General features: G+C 71.3%; 15 protein-coding genes. 7 read left to right on the top strand and 8 right to left on the bottom strand.

Translation table 11 applies throughout. From position 1 onward, the window contains the following. Positions 1-6 precede the first annotated feature (6 nt). From NL114_RS16425 to NL114_RS16410, 4 genes are all read right to left on the bottom strand, one after another. Positions 7-1,818 (bottom strand): site-2 protease family protein, encoded by a 1,812-nt coding sequence (locus NL114_RS16425; RefSeq protein WP_254821999.1) that lies wholly within the window; start codon positions 1,816-1,818, stop codon positions 7-9. Between the two features lie 139 nt (positions 1,819-1,957). Continuing rightward, positions 1,958-2,485, bottom strand: coding sequence for a DUF3268 family zinc-finger domain-containing protein (locus NL114_RS16420; protein WP_254821998.1), 528 nt, complete (start codon positions 2,483-2,485; stop codon positions 1,958-1,960). A gap of 74 nt (positions 2,486-2,559) precedes the next feature. Continuing rightward, the gene (locus tag NL114_RS16415; protein WP_254821997.1) at positions 2,560-3,600 is read right to left on the bottom strand and encodes a cation diffusion facilitator family transporter; all 1,041 of its coding nucleotides are present in this window, start codon (positions 3,598-3,600) and stop codon (positions 2,560-2,562) included. A gap of 72 nt (positions 3,601-3,672) precedes the next feature. Further along, positions 3,673-4,227, bottom strand: a complete 555-nt coding sequence (locus tag NL114_RS16410; RefSeq protein ID WP_254821996.1) for an HIT family protein — start codon at positions 4,225-4,227, stop codon at positions 3,673-3,675. Positions 4,228-4,595: 368 nt separating this feature from the next. Between NL114_RS16410 and NL114_RS16405 the strand changes: the two genes are divergently transcribed. Beyond that, complete coding sequence (locus NL114_RS16405) at positions 4,596-4,799, top strand: DUF7835 family putative zinc beta-ribbon protein (RefSeq protein ID WP_254821995.1); 204 nt, start codon at positions 4,596-4,598, stop codon at positions 4,797-4,799. 142 nt (positions 4,800-4,941) lie between these two features. On the opposite strand, the gene map is transcribed toward NL114_RS16405, so the two are convergent. Next, on the bottom strand, positions 4,942-5,832 hold the full coding sequence (map, locus tag NL114_RS16400) for a type II methionyl aminopeptidase (RefSeq protein ID WP_254821994.1): 891 nt from the start codon (positions 5,830-5,832) through the stop codon (positions 4,942-4,944). Between the two features lie 322 nt (positions 5,833-6,154). Here map and NL114_RS16395 point away from each other — a divergent pair, with 322 nt between their 5' ends. The 4 genes from NL114_RS16395 (at position 6,155) to NL114_RS16380 (ending at position 10,973) form a co-directional block, all read left to right on the top strand. Continuing rightward, on the top strand, positions 6,155-6,892 hold the full coding sequence (locus NL114_RS16395; protein ID WP_350355436.1) for a metallophosphoesterase family protein: 738 nt from the start codon (positions 6,155-6,157) through the stop codon (positions 6,890-6,892). Positions 6,893-6,977: 85 nt separating this feature from the next. Next, a complete protein-coding gene (gene ppk1, locus NL114_RS16390) occupies positions 6,978-9,425 on the top strand; it encodes a polyphosphate kinase 1 (RefSeq protein WP_254821992.1) in 2,448 nt (815 codons plus the stop codon). Positions 9,426-9,512: 87 nt separating this feature from the next. Then, positions 9,513-10,484, top strand: a complete 972-nt coding sequence (locus tag NL114_RS16385; RefSeq protein ID WP_254821991.1) for an aminopeptidase — start codon at positions 9,513-9,515, stop codon at positions 10,482-10,484. Positions 10,485-10,541: 57 nt separating this feature from the next. After that, positions 10,542-10,973, top strand: a complete 432-nt coding sequence (locus NL114_RS16380; RefSeq protein ID WP_254821990.1) for a universal stress protein — start codon at positions 10,542-10,544, stop codon at positions 10,971-10,973. On the opposite strand, the gene NL114_RS16375 is transcribed toward NL114_RS16380, so the two are convergent. Further along, complete coding sequence (locus tag NL114_RS16375) at positions 10,974-11,786, bottom strand: hypothetical protein (protein ID WP_254821989.1); 813 nt, start codon at positions 11,784-11,786, stop codon at positions 10,974-10,976. 120 nt (positions 11,787-11,906) lie between these two features. Between NL114_RS16375 and NL114_RS16370 the strand changes: the two genes are divergently transcribed. After that, a complete protein-coding gene (locus tag NL114_RS16370) occupies positions 11,907-13,055 on the top strand; it encodes a mannose-1-phosphate guanylyltransferase (protein WP_254821988.1) in 1,149 nt (382 codons plus the stop codon). A gap of 52 nt (positions 13,056-13,107) precedes the next feature. On the opposite strand, the gene NL114_RS16365 is transcribed toward NL114_RS16370, so the two are convergent. Beyond that, entirely contained in the window at positions 13,108-13,248 is a 141-nt protein-coding gene (locus NL114_RS16365; RefSeq protein ID WP_254821987.1) for a hypothetical protein, read from the bottom strand. 322 nt (positions 13,249-13,570) lie between these two features. On the opposite strand from NL114_RS16365, the gene aroC reads away from it, so the two are divergent. Then, positions 13,571-14,812 carry a chorismate synthase gene (aroC, locus tag NL114_RS16360; RefSeq protein WP_254821986.1) on the top strand — a complete coding sequence of 414 codons (1,242 nt, stop codon included), beginning with the start codon at positions 13,571-13,573 and terminating at the stop codon, positions 14,810-14,812. 57 nt (positions 14,813-14,869) lie between these two features. On the opposite strand, the gene NL114_RS16355 is transcribed toward aroC, so the two are convergent. Then, entirely contained in the window at positions 14,870-16,414 is a 1,545-nt protein-coding gene (locus NL114_RS16355) for a hypothetical protein (protein WP_254821985.1), read from the bottom strand. Positions 16,415-16,491 lie beyond the last annotated feature (77 nt).

Here is a 16,491-nt window from a genome sequence, read left to right as displayed (position 1 = left end):
CCTGCCTCACAGCGCGATGCTCACGACCAGAATCAGCCCCAGCACCGACAGCATCGCCAGCGTCGTCCCGACCATCACGCGCTCGGCCAGCTGCGTTGGGTCACCCACGTCGTAGCGCACGCCGAGCCACTCCGTGCCGACGCGGACGAGCCGACCGCCGTCCAGCGGGTAGGCGGGGATGCAGTTGAACGCCGCGAGCTGGACGTTCAGCCAGACCAGCCAGAACAGGCCGTTGGCGACGGCGAAGCCGACATCGCCCAGCGCCGCGAGCGGCCCCGTCAGTTCGTACAGCGACCGTGCGGGACCGACGAACCCGGCGAAGTTGTAGCGTGCGAGGCCCGTCACGCCCGCGAGCGGCAGCAGGAGGAAGGCGAAGGCACGTCCCAGCGGTCCGTCCGCGCCCGCTGTCGGGATGCCGCCGCCCGCCAGCGCCCGGAGATACGTATTCGTGTCGTAGACGCCGACGCCGAAGTCCGAGACGACCAGCCCGGAGACGCCCGCCTCCGGGAGGACGCCGACGACGGGGTCGGAATCGCCGCCGAGTGTGACCGTCAGTTCACGACGGGCGCCGGCGTGCCGGGCGTCCCCCGAGGGGGCGTACGCCACGACTCGAATCTCGTCCCCCGGGTCCCGGTCCGCGAGCGCGTCCTCCAGCGCCGCCAGGTCGAGCGTCCGGTCGCCGTCCACCCGGACCAGGACGACTCGTTCCCCGGCCGGGAGGCCGGCCGCGGCCAGCGGCCCCCCCTCGACGACCTGCCCGGACAGCCCCATCGCCGCGATGACCGTCCGGGTGCGGTCGTCCCCGTAGCTCGGGGACGAGGGGTCGAAAGAGGGGTCGATGGTCCCGGGTCGGACACGGAGGGCGGCCACCTCGCGGGGCGCGAGCGCGTCGCGGAACGCGCGCTCGCTGGAGACGTTCGTGCCGTTGACCGCCGCCACCGTCTCCGGCGTCGTCAACGGCGCACCGTCGGCGGCCCGGACGACCGTCGGCTCCGGTCGCACCCGTGTCGGCGGGCCGTCGGCCCGCTCGACGCGGACCGTCCCGGAGGCGTTCGCCAGTGCGGCGTCCAGGTCCGCCGCCGACCGGACGGGCGTCCCGTCGACGCTCGTCAGCACGTCGCCCTGCTCGATACCGGCGTCCGCCGCGGGCGCGCCGGCGAAGGCGCCACCGACCGCGACGCCCGGGACGGGCTGGACGCTCCCGAGGACCGACAGCAGCGCGAGGAACGCGACGACAGCGAGGACGACGTTGTTGACCGGGCCGGCGGCGAACATCCGCGCCCAGCCGCCCAGGTTCGCGCGCTCGTCGCTGTCCTCGGCCGGGAGGACGTACGCGCCGGCCGGAATCACGCCGAGGAGGAACAGGCCGACGCTGTCGACCTCGATACCCTCGACGCGGCAGTAGATACCGTGTCCGCCCTCGTGGACGAGGAGCCCGACGAGGACGGCGAACAGGAGTTCCGGCGCGGCCGCGAGCGGCAGGAAGCGGTTGACACCCGGGATGACGAGGACGCTGCTCGCCGAGTCGATGGGCGAGGCCCCGGGGTCTGCGAGCGCGGCGGCCCCCGCGAGGAGGACGCCGACCGCCGCGAGGGCCATGGCGACCCCGACCCCGACGAGCCCGACGTTGCCGGCGCGCCGCCACGCGCGCCGTGGGCGGGCCAGCCGGGTCAGCAGCGCCCGCCCGCGGGTCGACGAGAGCGTGACGAACGGCCCCGTGACGCTGACGCTCTCGGGGAGCCGCCCCGTCCGGTCGAGGAGCTCGGCGACGGCCGCGAAGGCGACGACTGCGACCGCGAGGGGGAGGGCATCGACCATCGCGCGAACGCTCTCACCGGCTCGGCAAGAAGGGTCCGGGTTTCCCGAACGGGAGCGGGCTCGCAGGACGACAGAACGGGAACGGGGGAGAGCGGGACAAGGCGGAACGGGACAGCGGAACGGGGCGGCGCAGTGTCGGTCAGACCCGTTCGAGCCCGTCGAGCGTCTCGGTACCGTCGGGCGAGCGGCTGGCTCGGCCCGTCGCGTCGCACGCCGTGCAGCGGTACTCGACCCAGCGGCCGTCGGCCCGCCCCGGCTCCTCCACGTCCGAAGCCGTCACCGGCGTCACGGAGCCGCCACACGCACACCGGACCGGTCCGATCTCGGCGGCCCTCGCCCGGACCGCCACGGCGGCGTGGACCATCCACTCCCACGACCAGAACCGCGTGTTCCCGAGGACGTGCCAGTCGAGGACCCAGTCCAGCCAGCGCTCGAGGGCCCAGAGCGAGTCGGTACCAGCCACCGACAGGAACTCGTCGAGATCCTCGAAGTCCGTGGCCGTGTCGACGAATACCGGCGTGAACAGGTCGGACACGACCGCGTCCGGGGCCACACCGAGTCGGCGCAGCAGGTCGGGGTCGAACTCGACGAGCGCCGTCTCGACCCGCTCGCGCTCCTCGCGAAGCACCGCATCGACGTCACCGACGGACTCCTGTTCGGACGCCATCACCCGATTCGAGGGGCTCCGTCGGGTTGTGCTTTCCGTCCGGTCGGCGGTCCGCCGGCTCTTCGTCCGGACGGTCACTCGTCCGCCGTGGTCGGTTCACCGTCGGTGGCACCGCCGGGAGCCTCGCCCGCCAGCCGGTCCACGTCGGGGTCGTCCTTCCACTCGCCCAGCTCCTTCGGGTCGACGTGGACGAACACGTCGTCGACCTCCGGCAGGTCCCGGATGGCGCTCACCACGTCCGTCTCGATGTCGTGGGCCTCGTGGAGAGTTCGGTCGCCGGCAACCTCGATGTGGAGCGAGACATCCACCTCCGGACCGACGTAGTGGGCGATGACATCGTGGGCGCCCTCCACGTCGGGGTGGTCGAGCGCACGACGGACGATATCGGCCCGGAGGTCCTCGGGGGGGGCCCGGCCGACGAGGTAGGTGACGTTGTCCCGGACGATCTCGACGCCGGTGTAGGCGATGGCGGCGGCGACCACCAGTGCGGCCGCGGGGTCGAGCCACGGGTAGCCGATGCTCGCGCCGATGACGCCGAGCAGCGCCGCGCTGGCGGCGAGGATGTCGTTCCGGTTGTCGAGTGCGGTCGCACGGAGCGCGGGCGAGTGCCGGCGCCGGGCGACATCGAGGACGTACCGGTAGAGGCCGAACTTCACGACGGCCGAGAGCGCGAGCACGACCATCGCCGGCCCCCCGCCCGAGACGGCCGGCTCCCCGGAGAGCAGGGCCCCGATGGCGTTCCGCGCGACGGCCCCCGCGGCGATGAAGACTCCCAGCGCGACGACGAGCGAGACGAACGGCTCGATGCGCTCGTGGCCGTGCGGGTGTTCGAAGTCCGGCGGCTGGGTGGTGAGGTAGAGCCCACCCAGCACGACCACCGAGTAGAGGGCGTCGGCGAGGCTGTTGACGGCTTCGCCCCCGACGGCGAGGCTGCCGGTGAGGTACCAGACGGCGCCCTTCGCGACCGCGAGGACGAGGTTGGCGCCGAGGACGAGCAGGCCGACGCGGCGGAGCACGTCCCGCCGCCGCTCGCTCGCGGCCTCCTCGCCGGCCCGCCCACCGCTCCGCTGATGGGGACCGGGTTCGGGCGAGGTGCCGGACTCGGCGTCGGGCATCACCCGAGCGTGGACCCCCCGCGCACTAACCGCTGTCGGGTCCCAGCGAGGAGCCACTGGGGAGCCGGCAGGTCACCGGTGGAGGTCGAGCCGGACGGCCCGCTCCGGCCCGGGATTCTCGGCTCCGTCCTGTGCGGCGAACGCGTCGTGAAGCCGGTCGTACGTGTCCTCCAGCGCCTCGACGATGACCTTCGTGTCGGAGATGACGGGCATGAAGTTCGTGTCGCCGCTCCAGCGCGGGACGACGTGGGTGTGGAGGTGGTCCTCGATGGAGCCGCCCGCGGCGTCGCCGCCCAGGTTCTCGCCGGTGTTGACGCCGTCCGGGTGGAACGCTGTCTCCAGTGCATCCAGCGTCCGGGCCTTCAGTCGGGCGTGGTCGAGGAGCTGTTCGTCGGAGAGCGCCCCGTAGTCGCCGCCGTGCTCGAACGGGATGACCATCGCGTGGCCCGGGTTGTACGGGTAGTTGTTCAGCAGGACGAACGCGTGGGCCGACCGCGCGACGATTCGGGCCTCGCGGGCGTTCTCGCGCTCGGGGAGCCCACAGAACGGGCAGTCCATCTCGGGGTTCTGGTCGTCGGGGTCGCGCTCGACCCACTCGATGCGCCACGGGGCGAAGACCTGGTCCATGTCCCCCGGTGGGCCAGGAGGGGTATCAGTCTCCCGGCGCCCGCACTGCCGGTCACGGTCCACCCGGATGACCGGAAACCGGTCGGGTCCGGGGGCTACCCGAACGACGGGAGAGCGGGGCGACCCACCGCCCGAACGGCCGGGTCGGACAGGGACCCGACTGAACAGTCAGTTCCAATCTGGTACAAGAATCTACTGGCCGTTCAACGGTTTGAACGGTCGGAACGGAGCCGGGTGCGACGGCCAGAACGGTTATGCACCCGGAACTGACTAGTTTCGAGGTTACTCCACCACAGCAGTCGTGAACGGTCCGAACGACCCCCAACGGTCGGGGGTTCTTACGATGCTATCGCCCCTCGAAACTGGTGATGTCAGTGAACACCCGCTCCGATGACGGTGATATGGTGGAGCAGTGTGGAACCTGTGGCCGCGAGACCGCCCATCAGGTCTCGGTGGAGATCCGCACGGAGAGTACGAAGGCGGAGAACGCGGAGTTCTCGCGCGAGCCCTACCGGGTCGCCACGTGTGTCGTCTGCGGCGACGAGGACGCGGTGCGGATGAACAACGCGTAGGCGTAGCGACCGCCGCGACGCGACTGCGACGCGGACCTCCTGTGGCTCTGAGCGCAGCACCGGACTTGTCCGACCCAGCGGCGGCTCCGTGGCTCGGATACGTGCCCGGAGAGCTGATGACGCAGCGTTCGGTCGGCGGTCGCTACCGGGACCGGGTCGTGACCTCGCAGCCGTCCTCGGTGACGATGACGGTGTGCTCCTTCTGACTGACGAGGTACCCCTCCTGCTCCTTCAGGACGGGGTAGCCGTGGACGACGCCGTTCTGTTCGAGGCGTCGCAGCGCCATCTCGGCGCGGGAGGTCTCGAGCCAGCGCGTGGCAAAGGGGAGCGTCTTGAACTCGTCGACGATCTGCTCCAGGGCCTGTCGCGCCTGCCGGTTCCGGACGGAGGCCTCGCGCTCGAGTGCGTAGATCTCCTCCTCGCTCCCCTCCTTGACCTTCCCACTCCCGTCGGTGGCGAACGGCTCGATGGCGACCACGTCGCCCGCTTCGAGCGTCGCGCCCTGCGAGACCGCCCGGTTCGGGATGTTGGGGCTGGTGTGCTGTTCCCAGTGGCCCAGGCCGTGACCGGTGAGGTTGACGACGGGGTTGAACCCGTAGCCCTCGATGACGTCCTCGACCTCGGCACCGATATCGCCGGTGGAGACGCCGGCCTCGACGACATCGAGTGCGGCTTCGAGCGCCTGCTCCGACGCCTCGGCGAGTTCGGGGTTCCCGGAGAGGTCCACCGTGACGGCGGTGTCGGCCAGCCAGCCGTCGACGTGGACGCCGATGTCGAGGTTGACCATCTCCTCGCCGAACGTCGACTCGTCGTCGACCGACGGAGTCGCGTGGGCGGCCTCCTCGTCGATGCTGATGTTGACCGGGAAGGCCGGCTCCCCACCGAGTTCGCGGATGCGGTCCTCGGCCCACTCCGCGATCTCGAGGTGGCTCGCGCCGACCTCGACCTTCTCGGCTGCCTCGTCGCGCACCTCGGCGAGTATCTCTCCCGCCTCGCGGTGCTTCTCGTACTTCTCGTCGTCGAGCGCACTCATGGGTCCGGATTCGCCGGAACCCCTCAAAGGGATTGCGCTCGCCGGAACCACCGAAGCGCGGCCGACGGGCGGTCCGGGTCGGGACATCGGGGGCGACGACCTGCCGGATGTGGCGACCTGTCGGATGGAACGACCTGCATCGTTGCGACCGTGCGCTGGGCCGGGCGAGAGCACGCGGAATAGGTATGTTACCCGTCACCTCTATAGATTATTCGGCCAATTACACGATTATGTAGCGAAATTATATATTTCCGCCGGCCGTCGGGTGTGCATGGACGATGCCTCGACACCGACGCCGGAGGCAGCCGACGGACCACCCGTGATGACAGGATCAGAGACGCAGGAGGCCCACATCACGTGTGGCGACCTCGACCCCGCAGTTGCCCCGTACCATCTCCGCCTCGACGACGAGGCCTACGACGACATCTACCTCATCGGTGACGTCCACGGCTGCCTCGCCGAGCTGGAAGCACTCCTCGCGGCCATCGACCCCGGCCCGAACGACCTGCTGCTGTTCGTCGGCGACCTCGTCCGCAAGGGTCCCGACAGCGATGGCGTCCTGGACTACGTCCGACAGCTCCCGAACGCCTACAGCGTCCGGGGCAACAACGAGGACAAGCTCATACAGGGCCGGAAGACGCTGGACGCGCTGGACGACGCGGATGTCGACGGCTACCTCGCCTCGCTCCCGGTCGTCATCAGTTTCGGCGACGCGATGGTGGTCCACGGCGGCGTCGACCCCCGCCGCGACCTCGCCGAGCACGGGCTCCAGGACCTGCTCACCTTCCGCGCCGTCCCGCCGGAGAACGGCTACGACGGCCCGTTCTGGTGGGAGACGTACGAGGGGCCGACGACGGTGTTCTTCGGCCACACGGTCCTCGAGGGACCGGTCGTGACCGAGTACGCCGTCGGCCTCGATACCGGCTGTGTGTACGGCGGCCAGCTGACTGCCTACAACTACCGGACCGGCGAGTTCCACAGCGTCGAGGCGTTCGACACCTACCAGCATCGCCCGGACCGCAAGTTCCTCGACCCGGCCGACCCCGCCATCTCGGAGTGACCGACCCGAGTCACCGGCCCGGGTCGCTCCCGCGGCCCGGCCATCCGACCCGAACCGTTTTGCGCCGGTGCACGGTGCGTCCCCTATGAGCGAGCAGGAGCCCTCCGGGACCGGAGACGAGGACCCTGGCGGAACGACCGACCCGCCGGACCCGCCGGATGCGTCGGCTACAGAGCGCGAGGCCGAGACGGCGGAGGCCGTCGACGACCCGACGCCGGTTACGGCGGCGCAGACGGACGCCGACGGCGACGATTCGCCCTCCGGCCTCGCACGGTACGGGGGTGCCGTGCCGGAGCCACCCGACGACGGCGACGTGGACCTCTCGGACCCGGCCTACTACCTCAACCGCGAGCTCTCGGAGCTGACCTTCCACGCGCGGGTGTTGAACGAGGCGCTCGACGACCGCAACCCGCCGCTGGAGCGCGCGAAGTTCCTCACCATCATCACCCGCAACATAGACGAGTTCTTCATGAAGCGGGTCGGCGGGCTGAAGGAACAGCTCGACGCCGGCGTCGCCGAGACGTTCCCGGACGGACGAACCCCACGCGAGACGTGGCTCGACGCGCTCTCGACCGCACGCGACCTGTCGGCGGCGGCCGCCCGGTGCTGGCGCGAGGACCTCCGTGACACGCTGGCCGAGGCCGGCGTCCACGTCCACGACCACGACGACCTCGACGCCGACGAGCGGGCCGCCCTGCGGTCGTACTTCGAGGCGGCCGTCCTGCCGACGCTGACGCCGCTCACCTACGACGCCAGCAAGTCGTTTCCGTTCCTCTCGAACCTCTCGCTCTCGCTCGCCGTGCGCACGCGCGCTGGCGACGGCGACCCGCGGTTCTCCCGGGTGAAGATTCCCGAGAACCGGCCCCGTCTGGTCGACCTCGACGACGTGCTGGCGACCCACGGTGAGGACACGGCCGACGCGGGGCCGACGGACGGAACGACCATCCACCAGCCGGCGCGGTTCGTCCCGCTGGAGCAGGTCGTCGCGGCGAACCTCGACCTGCTGTTCCCGAACGTGGCGGTCCTGGATGCGGCCCCGTTCCGGGTGACCCGGAACGCGGAGGTCCGGCGCAACGAGGACGTGGCCGAGGGACTCATCGGGAGCATCGAGGGCATCCTCCGAGACCGCCGGTTCGCGACCGTCGTCCGGCTGGAGGTGGACGCCCGGATGGACGAGGCGACGCGTCGGCTCCTGCTCGACCAGCTCGGCCTGGAGAAGCGCGAACTGTTCGAGCGCGAGGGGCCGCTCGACCTGCGGGACCTGTCACGGCTCACGGACCTCGACCGGCCGGACCTCGCACTGCCGGGCTGGCAGCCACAGCCCCACCCTCGTTTCGCTGACCGCGAGGGCCCGGAGCTGTTCGCCGCCATCCGGCAGGGCGATGTCCTCGCCCACCACCCGTACCACTCGTTCGAGGGGACCGTCCAGGCGTTCCTGGGGGCCGCGGCGCGCGACGAGGACGTGCTGGCCATCAAATGTGCCATCTACCGCACCGCCCACGACTCGAAGGTCATCGAGTCGCTCATCGAGGCCGCGCGCAACGGCAAGCAGGTCGCGGTGATGGTCGAGTTGAAGGCCCGCTTCGACGAGGCGAACAACCTCCGCTGGGTCCGCCGGCTGGAGGAGGAGGGCGTCCACGTCGCCTACGGGACGATGGGGCTGAAGGCCCACGCGAAGTGCGCGCTCGTGGTCCGTGACGAGGGGACCGACGGCGAGCGCGGGACCGAGGCGACCGGCGACGGCCCGGCCGCGAACCGGGGCGTCCGGCTCTACTCCCACGTCGGCACGGGCAACTACCACGCGGGGACGGCGAAGCTGTACGCCGACCTCGGGCTCCTCACGGCGGACCGCCGCGTCGGCAACGACCTCGTCCGGCTGTTCAACTTCTTCACGGGCCACTCCCGCGAGAACGACTACGAGCGCCTGCTCGTCGCGCCGACGGGCCTGCGCGACCGTGTCACGGACCTCATCCGAGCGGAGGCCGCGGCCGCCCGCGACGGGGAGGACGCCCGTATCGTCGCGAAGCTCAACGCACTGGAGGACCCCGCCATCGTCCGCGAGCTGTACGAGGCGTCGATGGCCGGGGTCGACATCGACCTCGTCGTCCGGGGCATCTGCCGGCTCCGGCCCGGTATCGAGGGCGTCAGCGAGAGCGTCACCGTCCGCTCCGTGGTCGGGCGATTCCTCGAACACGCGCGTATCTACCACTTCGCCAACGCCGACACTCCGTTCTACATCGGGAGCGCCGACTGGATGACCCGCAACCTCGACCGCCGGGTCGAAGCGGTCGTCCCCGTCGAGGAGCCGGCACACTGCCGCGAACTCGCGTCCATCCTCGACCTCCAGCTGGCCGACAACCGACGTGCCTGGGAGATGGCCGCGGACGGAACCTACCGACAGCAGCGACCGGACGGCGCGACGGTGGACACGCACGCGACGCTGATGGAGCGTGCGACCGAGGGCACCGCCATCGGGGACGGGACGGGGTTCGAGACGGTGCCACGGGACCTCCGGGACGCGCTCGACGACTGACCGCACGGCCCCGAGGAGTGTCCGGACGCAGTCACCCGTACGCCGCCGGTGGGGAACCACTATCCCGCCGCCGACCGGATGCCGGATATGAGCGATTCCGACGCGGAGCGCGGACCGATGGCGGCGGCGGCGCGGACGGCCGTCCGACAGTGTCTGGAACTGCAGCCGGGCGAGTCGCTGGTCGTCGTCACCGACGAGAAGCGGGCGGTCATCGGTGAGGAGTGCTACCTCGCGGGCAGCGAGGTGACCGACGACGTGTCGCTGGTCACCTACCCCGTCGGGAGCCAGCACGGCGAGGAGCCGACCACGGGCGTGGCCGCGGCGATGACGGGCTGTGATGCCTTCCTCGCGCCGACCTCGAAGAGCATCAGCCACACGAGCGCACGGAAGGAGGCCTGCGAGGGCGGCGCACGAGGGGCGACCCTCCCCGGCATCACCCGCGAGGTGTTCGAGACGGGCCTGGCTGCCGACTACGAGGCCATCGCCGCGGAGTGCGACCGGATGCTGACGAAGGTGGCCGACGCCGACGAGGTCCGCGTGACGACGGACCTCGGGACGGACATCACGTTCCGTCCCGGGAGCCGTGAGTGGCTGGCCGACACGGGCGACATCGCCGAGGCGGGTGCCTTCTCGAACCTCCCGGCGGGCGAGGTGTTCATCGCGCCCGAGACCGCCGACGGTCGGTTCGTCGTCGACGGGACGATGGACCCCCACGGCCTGCTCGACGAGGGACAGACCCTCACCTTCGAGGTGGAGGACGGGCAGGTGACGGCCATCGACGACGAGGTGATGCGCGAGGAGTTCGAGCGCGCGGCCGAAACTGCCGGCGACGCGGCCTACAACCTCGCGGAGCTGGGTATCGGGACCAACACCGCCGTCACCGAACTCGTCGGAAGCGTCCTGCTCGACGAGAAGGCCGCCGGCACCGTCCACATCGCCGTCGGCGACGACTCCGGAATCGGCGGCGAGACGGAGGCACCCATCCACCAGGACGGCATCATCCGCGACCCGACCGTCGAGGTGGACGGCGAGGTCATCGAGCTTCCCGACGGCGTCTGACCCGGAGGGTGGGAATCACCACGGAAGGCTATGAGCACCCGTGTCGAAGCCGCGGGTATGACTGTCATGGTCGCGTACGATGGGTCGGACCTGTCACGAGCCGCACTCCGACGAGGTGTCGAACTGGGAGACGCGCTCGGCCAGCAGGTCGTCGCGGTCAGCGTCGTCCCCGACGATTCGCTGTACGCCAGGGAGCAGGGCTGGGTGTCACGAGAGACCGAGTACGTGCCGAGCGAGTGGGCCGAGCGGTTCGCCACCGAGGTCGAGCAGCTCGCGCCGGACGCGGAGTTCCGGCTCGAAACGCTCGACGACGCGCATCCACGGGACATCGCGAAGCAGCTCCGGCGGGCCGCGTACGACCTCGACGCGGAAGTGGTCGTCCTCGGGAGCGACAACGCCGGCCGTATCGTCTCGCCGGTCAGCAGCGTGGGGGACACGGTCGTCTCGAGCCCGATCTACGACGTGTACATCGTCAGGAGCGTCGACTGACTAGCCACCTGCGTCGGCCGTCGTAGCGAGTCGATCCAGTGCCGCGACGACGGCCTGCGGGTCCGAGAGGTCGGCCGGGTCCAGCGTCCGGGCCGGCCGCCAGCCCCGCCGCTCGATACTGATGGCCGCGTCGGTGTGACGGACCCCCGTCACGTCGGCGGCCGGGAGCAGGTAGCGGACCTGCGGGTTGCCGTACACCAGCGTTCCGTCCCCGAGCCAGTACTGTGTCCGGTTGGCGCCCTGCGCAGCGAGCGCGAATCCGATGCCGAGCACACCGATGAACGACCAGTCCCGGGTCCAGAGCATCACGCCGAGGACGACCACCACGAACAGCCCCCCGGCAGTGTACCACGCGACCCGGCGTCGCTTCGCCGGGCGGGCGCGCCACGTGACCACCCCGCCACCGTCGAGGCGCGCCCTCGCCTCGGCGTTCCGCGCCATCACCCGGACGAACCAGCCCAGCGTCGCGACGGCGCCGCCACCGAGGAGCAGGGCTGCGGCCGCCCCAACGTTCTGGGTCCCCACAGCCACGCCGATCCCGACGAGCGCGAGGCCACCCAGCGCCGGGAGCCACGATCGGCCAGCCGCGTAGAGCGGCCGGGGATGAAGCCACCGGGGAACCCCGAGCCAGCCGAGGACGGCCGCGGCGAGTACCGTCCCACCGAGCCAGGAACCCACAGCGCCGACGGCGACGAGGCCGGCCGTCACGCCGACGACGACGAGCGACGCTACCACGACGGCCGCAGTGCCGGTGGCGAGATAGAGTGCGAGGACCAGCCGGTAGGTGAGACCGGCGGCGTCGGTGGAGGACACGGTCGAGAACGCGTGGCGTCGGATGATAAGCCTTGTCGGCCGGCCGGTATCGACGCGGGTTGGGCCGCGGTGGCGGGTGGTGACCGTGGGCTTTTGCCGGGTGCTGTCGTCGGGCAGCGTATGGATACGGACACCGGACGCGCCGCCGGGACCGACGACGGGGATGGGCGGCCGGTCGTGGCGCTCGTGATGGCCGGTGGAACGGGAACCAGACTGTATCCGGCGAGTCGACCGGGGCGGGAGAAGCAGTTCCTCGACTTCGGGACCGGCCGTTCGCTGCTCGCCCGTACCGTCGAGCGCGCCGCCTTCGCCGACCGGACGTTCGTCCTCGCCTCGCCCGCGACGGCCGAGCGTGCCCGCGAGGCCGTCACGGAGCTCGACCACGAGGCGACAGTCCTCGTCGAACCCGCCGCGCGCGACACGGGCCCCGCGCTCGTCTACGCCGCCCACCGCGTCCGCGAGGCCATCGGCGACTGCGTGCTCTGCTGTCTCCCCAGCGACCACCACGTCGGCGACGGGTTCGCCGCGACGATGGAGCGGGCAGCCGGCGTGGCCGTCGATACCGGTGGGCTGGTCCTGCTCGGTATCGAACCCGACAGCGCCGCGACGGGCTACGGCTACCTGAAACCGGGCGAGGCGCGGACGCTCGACAGTGTCGAGGAGGACGGCGCCCGCTACCACGCGGTCGAGAAGTTCTACGAGAAGCCCGATGTCGGCGCGGCCGCGCGCTACCGGCAGTCGGGCTACCTCTGGAACGCCGGCACGTTCGCGTGGACGCCCGGGGCGCTTCTCGACGCGGCGCGCGATTCCCCCTTGTCGAGGCTGGTGGAGGCCTGCGACGACGGCGTCCCCGAGGCCGGGTACGAGGACGTCGAGGACGTGAGCATCGACTACGCGGTGCTGGAGCGCCACGGCGGCGCGGGCGGTGGTGCTGGCGACGACGGCGACGACGACGGCGACGCCCACGAGGTGTTCGTCGTCCCGGCCGACTTCGACTGGGACGACCTCGGGACCTGGGACGCGCTCGACTCGCTGCTCGGACGGGACGCCGACGACAACGTCGCCGCCGGGGAGGGCCGGTCGCTGGCCATCGACAGCGAGGGCTGTACGCTGGCGACCGGGCCCGAATCGCACGTCACGGTCGTCGACGCCGAGGACCTCGTGGTGGCGACCTACGACGGCCGGACGCTGGTGGTCCCGGAACGGCGGGCTGACCGGGTCCGCGAGGTCGTGGACGCGCTTCGGGAACGGGGCGAGTATCCCGGATGATATCGGAGCGGTCGACGGGACGGCCGTGTTCGGCTACGACCTTCGGTCCCGATCAGGAGAACAGCAACTGCAGTTCGGGATACTGCCACAGCACGAATGCACCCACCGCCACGGCGACCAGCGCCACGAGAACCGCCCGGACGTACCACGGCGTCCCCGAGGGTCCCAGCAGGTAGCGGGGAATGCTGTGCATGTCTCCGGCCGGGGCACCGAGCACCCTGAATCCACCGGCGTGGCCACCCACTACAGCCGGGCGCCGGCCTGGGGAGCGAACTAGCCCGCCGTTGCCGGCTGTCCCGTCCCAGCCATCATTATCGGTATATCTCGCATACATTCCGACAAATGGCACCCTTAGATATGATGAATCCATGACAGTATGGAAATGCTCTGGCGTATCGGATAAACGACCGATGTAGGGCGCGCCGACCGCGGTCTGCGGCCACTCGGCGCCGGACTGTGCGCCAGCCCTGCCCGGAACGCACCACCTAAATGCGACCACCTCCCACACCGATTCAATGAACGGCAACGAGTTCGGGCGGCTCTTCCGGTTCACGACGTTCGGCGAGAGCCACGGCGAGGCGATGGGTTGTACGGTCTCGGGCTGTCCGGCGGGTGTCGAGCTGGACGAGGAGACGATCCAGCGCGAGCTCGACCGGCGCAAGCCCGGACAGTCGATGATAACGACATCGCGGGGCGAACCCGACGAGGTGTCCATCAAGTCCGGCGTGCAGGACGGCTACACCACCGGCACGCCCATCGGGATGGTCATCCAGAACAAGGACGCGCGCTCGGGCAAGTACGAGCCGTTCGTCACGGCCCCCCGGCCCTCGCATGGCGACTACACCTACTCCGCGAAGTTCGGCACCCGCAACTGGGGTGGCGGCGGGCGCTCCTCGGCGCGGGAGACGGTGAACTGGGTGGCCGCGGGCGCGGTCGCGAAGGCCGTCCTCGCGGCGAGCGAACACGACGTGCAGATCAAAGCCCACGTCAACCAGATCGGCGACATCGAGGCCCCCGAGGTCACCTTCGAGGAGATGCTCGAACACTCCGAGGAGAACGAGGTGCGCTGTGCGGACCCGGAGACGGCCGAGGAGATGCGCGACGCCATCGACCGCTACCAGGAGGAGGGCGACTCCATCGGCGGTTCCATCTACTTCGAGGCCCGCGGCGTGCCTCGCGGGCTGGGCGCCCCGCGGTTCGACGCGTTCCCCGCGCGCCTCGGCCAGGCGATGATGGCCATCCCCGCGACCACGGCGTTCGAGTTCGGCCTCGGCCGTGAGGCCCGCTCCGTGCGCGGCATCGACCGCAACGAGGACTGGACCCGGATGGGTGACGCGGACGCCCCCGACGCCGACGCCGTCGTGGCCGACGAGGGGGACCCAGTCCCCGTCGGCAACGACCACGGCGGCCTGCAGGGCGGTATCACGACGGGCGAGCCCATCTACGGCGAGGTGACGTGGCACGCCCCGACGAGCATCCCGAAGGAGCAGACCACCTACGACTGGGAGACCGAGGAGCACAAGCAGGTACAGGTCGTCGGGCGCCACGACCCGTCGCTCCCGCCGCGGGCCGTGCCCGTCGTCGAGGCGATGCTCTACTGCACCGTCCTCGACTACATGCTGCTGGGTGGCCGTATCAACCCCGACCGCGTCGACGGCAAGCCCGGTGAGTACGACACCGACTACCACCCCCCCTCGCCGCAGAACGACCCCGACGACGCCGACACCGCGGCGACGCCCGTCGACCGCGACGACTGACCAGCTCCGTCGCCTGTCCGGCCGTCTCTTCCGTCACCTACTCGGCCGCCTATTCCGTCACCTGTCCGGCCGCTGGGTGCTCCCGACGGTGACGCGGAAGTCGCCGTCGCCGAACCGGAAGCGTCGGCCACCGGTCCGGAACGCCACGCGCCGGAGCGCTCGCCGCGTCACGTCGTCGTTCGTCCGGAGCCGGACCTGGTCGGTCCCCTCGACGAACGGGAGCGTGTTCCGGAGCCCCCGCGAGCGCATCGCCTGTTCCGGCAGGAGGCGGGGGAGGCCGCCATCCACCGCCGTCACCGTCGGCCGTGGCGTGGCCGTCCGGTCGCCGAGCGGGAGCCGGTCGAGGACCAGCGTCCGCGGCTCGTCGTCGGCGTCGTCGCGCGGCGGGTCGGCCTCGACCACGACCCGTTCGCCGTCACGGGTCACCGTGGCGTCGGCGGTCGGCCGGACGGTCAGCTCCGGGGCGACCAGCTCGACCAGCGCGGCCGGGCGGTCCTCGTCGTCGGTCGACCCCGCCGCGATGCCGTAGCGGCCGCCGCCGAGGAAGCCCAGCCGGTGGTCGAGTGGACCCAGCTCCCCGGGGACATCGGCCGCCGGGCCGTGAGCCAGCCCGAACCGCCACCGGTGGCGGCCACCGGGCGGGACGAACCGTGTGGCACCGTTCGTGAACAGGGGCCCCAGTTCGTACCAGTCACCGTCGACGAGCCGGTGGACGGACCAGTCGTTCGCGCGGACGGCCTCGCGGGAGTGGTTGACCAGCGTCAGCGTGACGGTGGCGGGTGGCTCGACCCGCTCGACGGTCGGTCGGAGGGAGACGGACGCTCGCGGGGAGAGCTCGTGGTACCAGAGCGTCGCCCGGCCCTGTGGCAGCTGCGGGACGGTCACGTCGAAGCGGGAGTCGGCCGTCGGCCCCGGTGTCTCGCGGTCCCACGCCGACAGCGAGATGCCGCCGAGGGGGGCCGCGTCGCCGACGTACCGGCCGGCCAGCGGCGCGGTCGCTGCCGGCCCGGCGACCAGGCGGAACTCCCCCACGAGCGTCCCGTCGACGGGGACCTGACCCTGGTCCGGGAGCCAGTCACGGGGCGGCCCGGCCAGCCGCCAGAACCGGCCGCCCGACCCGCCCGCCAGTTCCACGTCGGGGACGTGCTCGGCGAAGGACGACCCCGGGGCCGGGACGAGATAACACGCCCGTGCGGCGGCCGTGGACTCCATCGCGGGCCCGGCCTGCCGGGTCAGCCGGGCCCGAGGGACGAACGGTGGGAAGTCGAACGCGACCGCGGTCGGTGCCGTCGCGCGCGGACGGAGGGCGGCACGGAGCCGGGCGGGTTCCTCGGCCGTCGACTCGCGGACGAACCGCAGCCGGACTGCGAGGCCCGCCTGACCGTACCCCGGCGGGTGGAGCGCGAGGGTCCTGCCCGTGAGCGCGTCGAACCCGAACGCGGCGTCCGCGAGGTCGAACTCGCGGTTGAACGGGTCGGGCGTCGAGCGCAGCGTCCCGGTGGGGACCGGCGCCGGGGTCAGCGTCGTCCCCGACTCGTCGCTCGAGAGCCCGGAGCAGCCCGCCAGCCCGGCGAGCCCGGCAAGGAGAGCGCGTCGTCGCACGGTCGTGACTCCGCACGGACGGGACAAGTCTCTTCAGGTGTCACGGGCCGTCGGTCGACCCGACATGGGGAGACAGC

The organism is Haloglomus halophilum, assembly GCF_024298885.1.
Lineage (GTDB): Archaea > Halobacteriota > Halobacteria > Halobacteriales > Haloarculaceae > Haloglomus > Haloglomus halophilum.
This window is presented reverse-complemented; position numbering and strand designations above follow the sequence as displayed.

Coding starts and splice junctions, on each gene's coding strand:
- aroC (WP_254821986.1), top strand. CDS start 13,571: ATGAACGGCAACGAGTTCGGGCGGCTCTTCCGGTTCACGACGTTCGGC.
- NL114_RS16385 (WP_254821991.1), top strand. CDS start 9,513: ATGAGCGATTCCGACGCGGAGCGCGGACCGATGGCGGCGGCGGCGCGG.
- NL114_RS16415 (WP_254821997.1), bottom strand. CDS start 3,600: ATGCCCGACGCCGAGTCCGGCACCTCGCCCGAACCCGGTCCCCATCAG.
- NL114_RS16405 (WP_254821995.1), top strand. CDS start 4,596: ATGTCAGTGAACACCCGCTCCGATGACGGTGATATGGTGGAGCAGTGT.
- map (WP_254821994.1), bottom strand. CDS start 5,832: ATGAGTGCGCTCGACGACGAGAAGTACGAGAAGCACCGCGAGGCGGGA.
- ppk1 (WP_254821992.1), top strand. CDS start 6,978: ATGAGCGAGCAGGAGCCCTCCGGGACCGGAGACGAGGACCCTGGCGGA.
- NL114_RS16420 (WP_254821998.1), bottom strand. CDS start 2,485: ATGGCGTCCGAACAGGAGTCCGTCGGTGACGTCGATGCGGTGCTTCGC.
- NL114_RS16380 (WP_254821990.1), top strand. CDS start 10,542: ATGACTGTCATGGTCGCGTACGATGGGTCGGACCTGTCACGAGCCGCA.
- NL114_RS16410 (WP_254821996.1), bottom strand. CDS start 4,227: ATGGACCAGGTCTTCGCCCCGTGGCGCATCGAGTGGGTCGAGCGCGAC.
- NL114_RS16395 (WP_350355436.1), top strand. CDS start 6,155: ATGACAGGATCAGAGACGCAGGAGGCCCACATCACGTGTGGCGACCTC.
- NL114_RS16425 (WP_254821999.1), bottom strand. CDS start 1,818: ATGGTCGATGCCCTCCCCCTCGCGGTCGCAGTCGTCGCCTTCGCGGCC.
- NL114_RS16370 (WP_254821988.1), top strand. CDS start 11,907: ATGGATACGGACACCGGACGCGCCGCCGGGACCGACGACGGGGATGGG.
- NL114_RS16365 (WP_254821987.1), bottom strand. CDS start 13,248: ATGCACAGCATTCCCCGCTACCTGCTGGGACCCTCGGGGACGCCGTGG.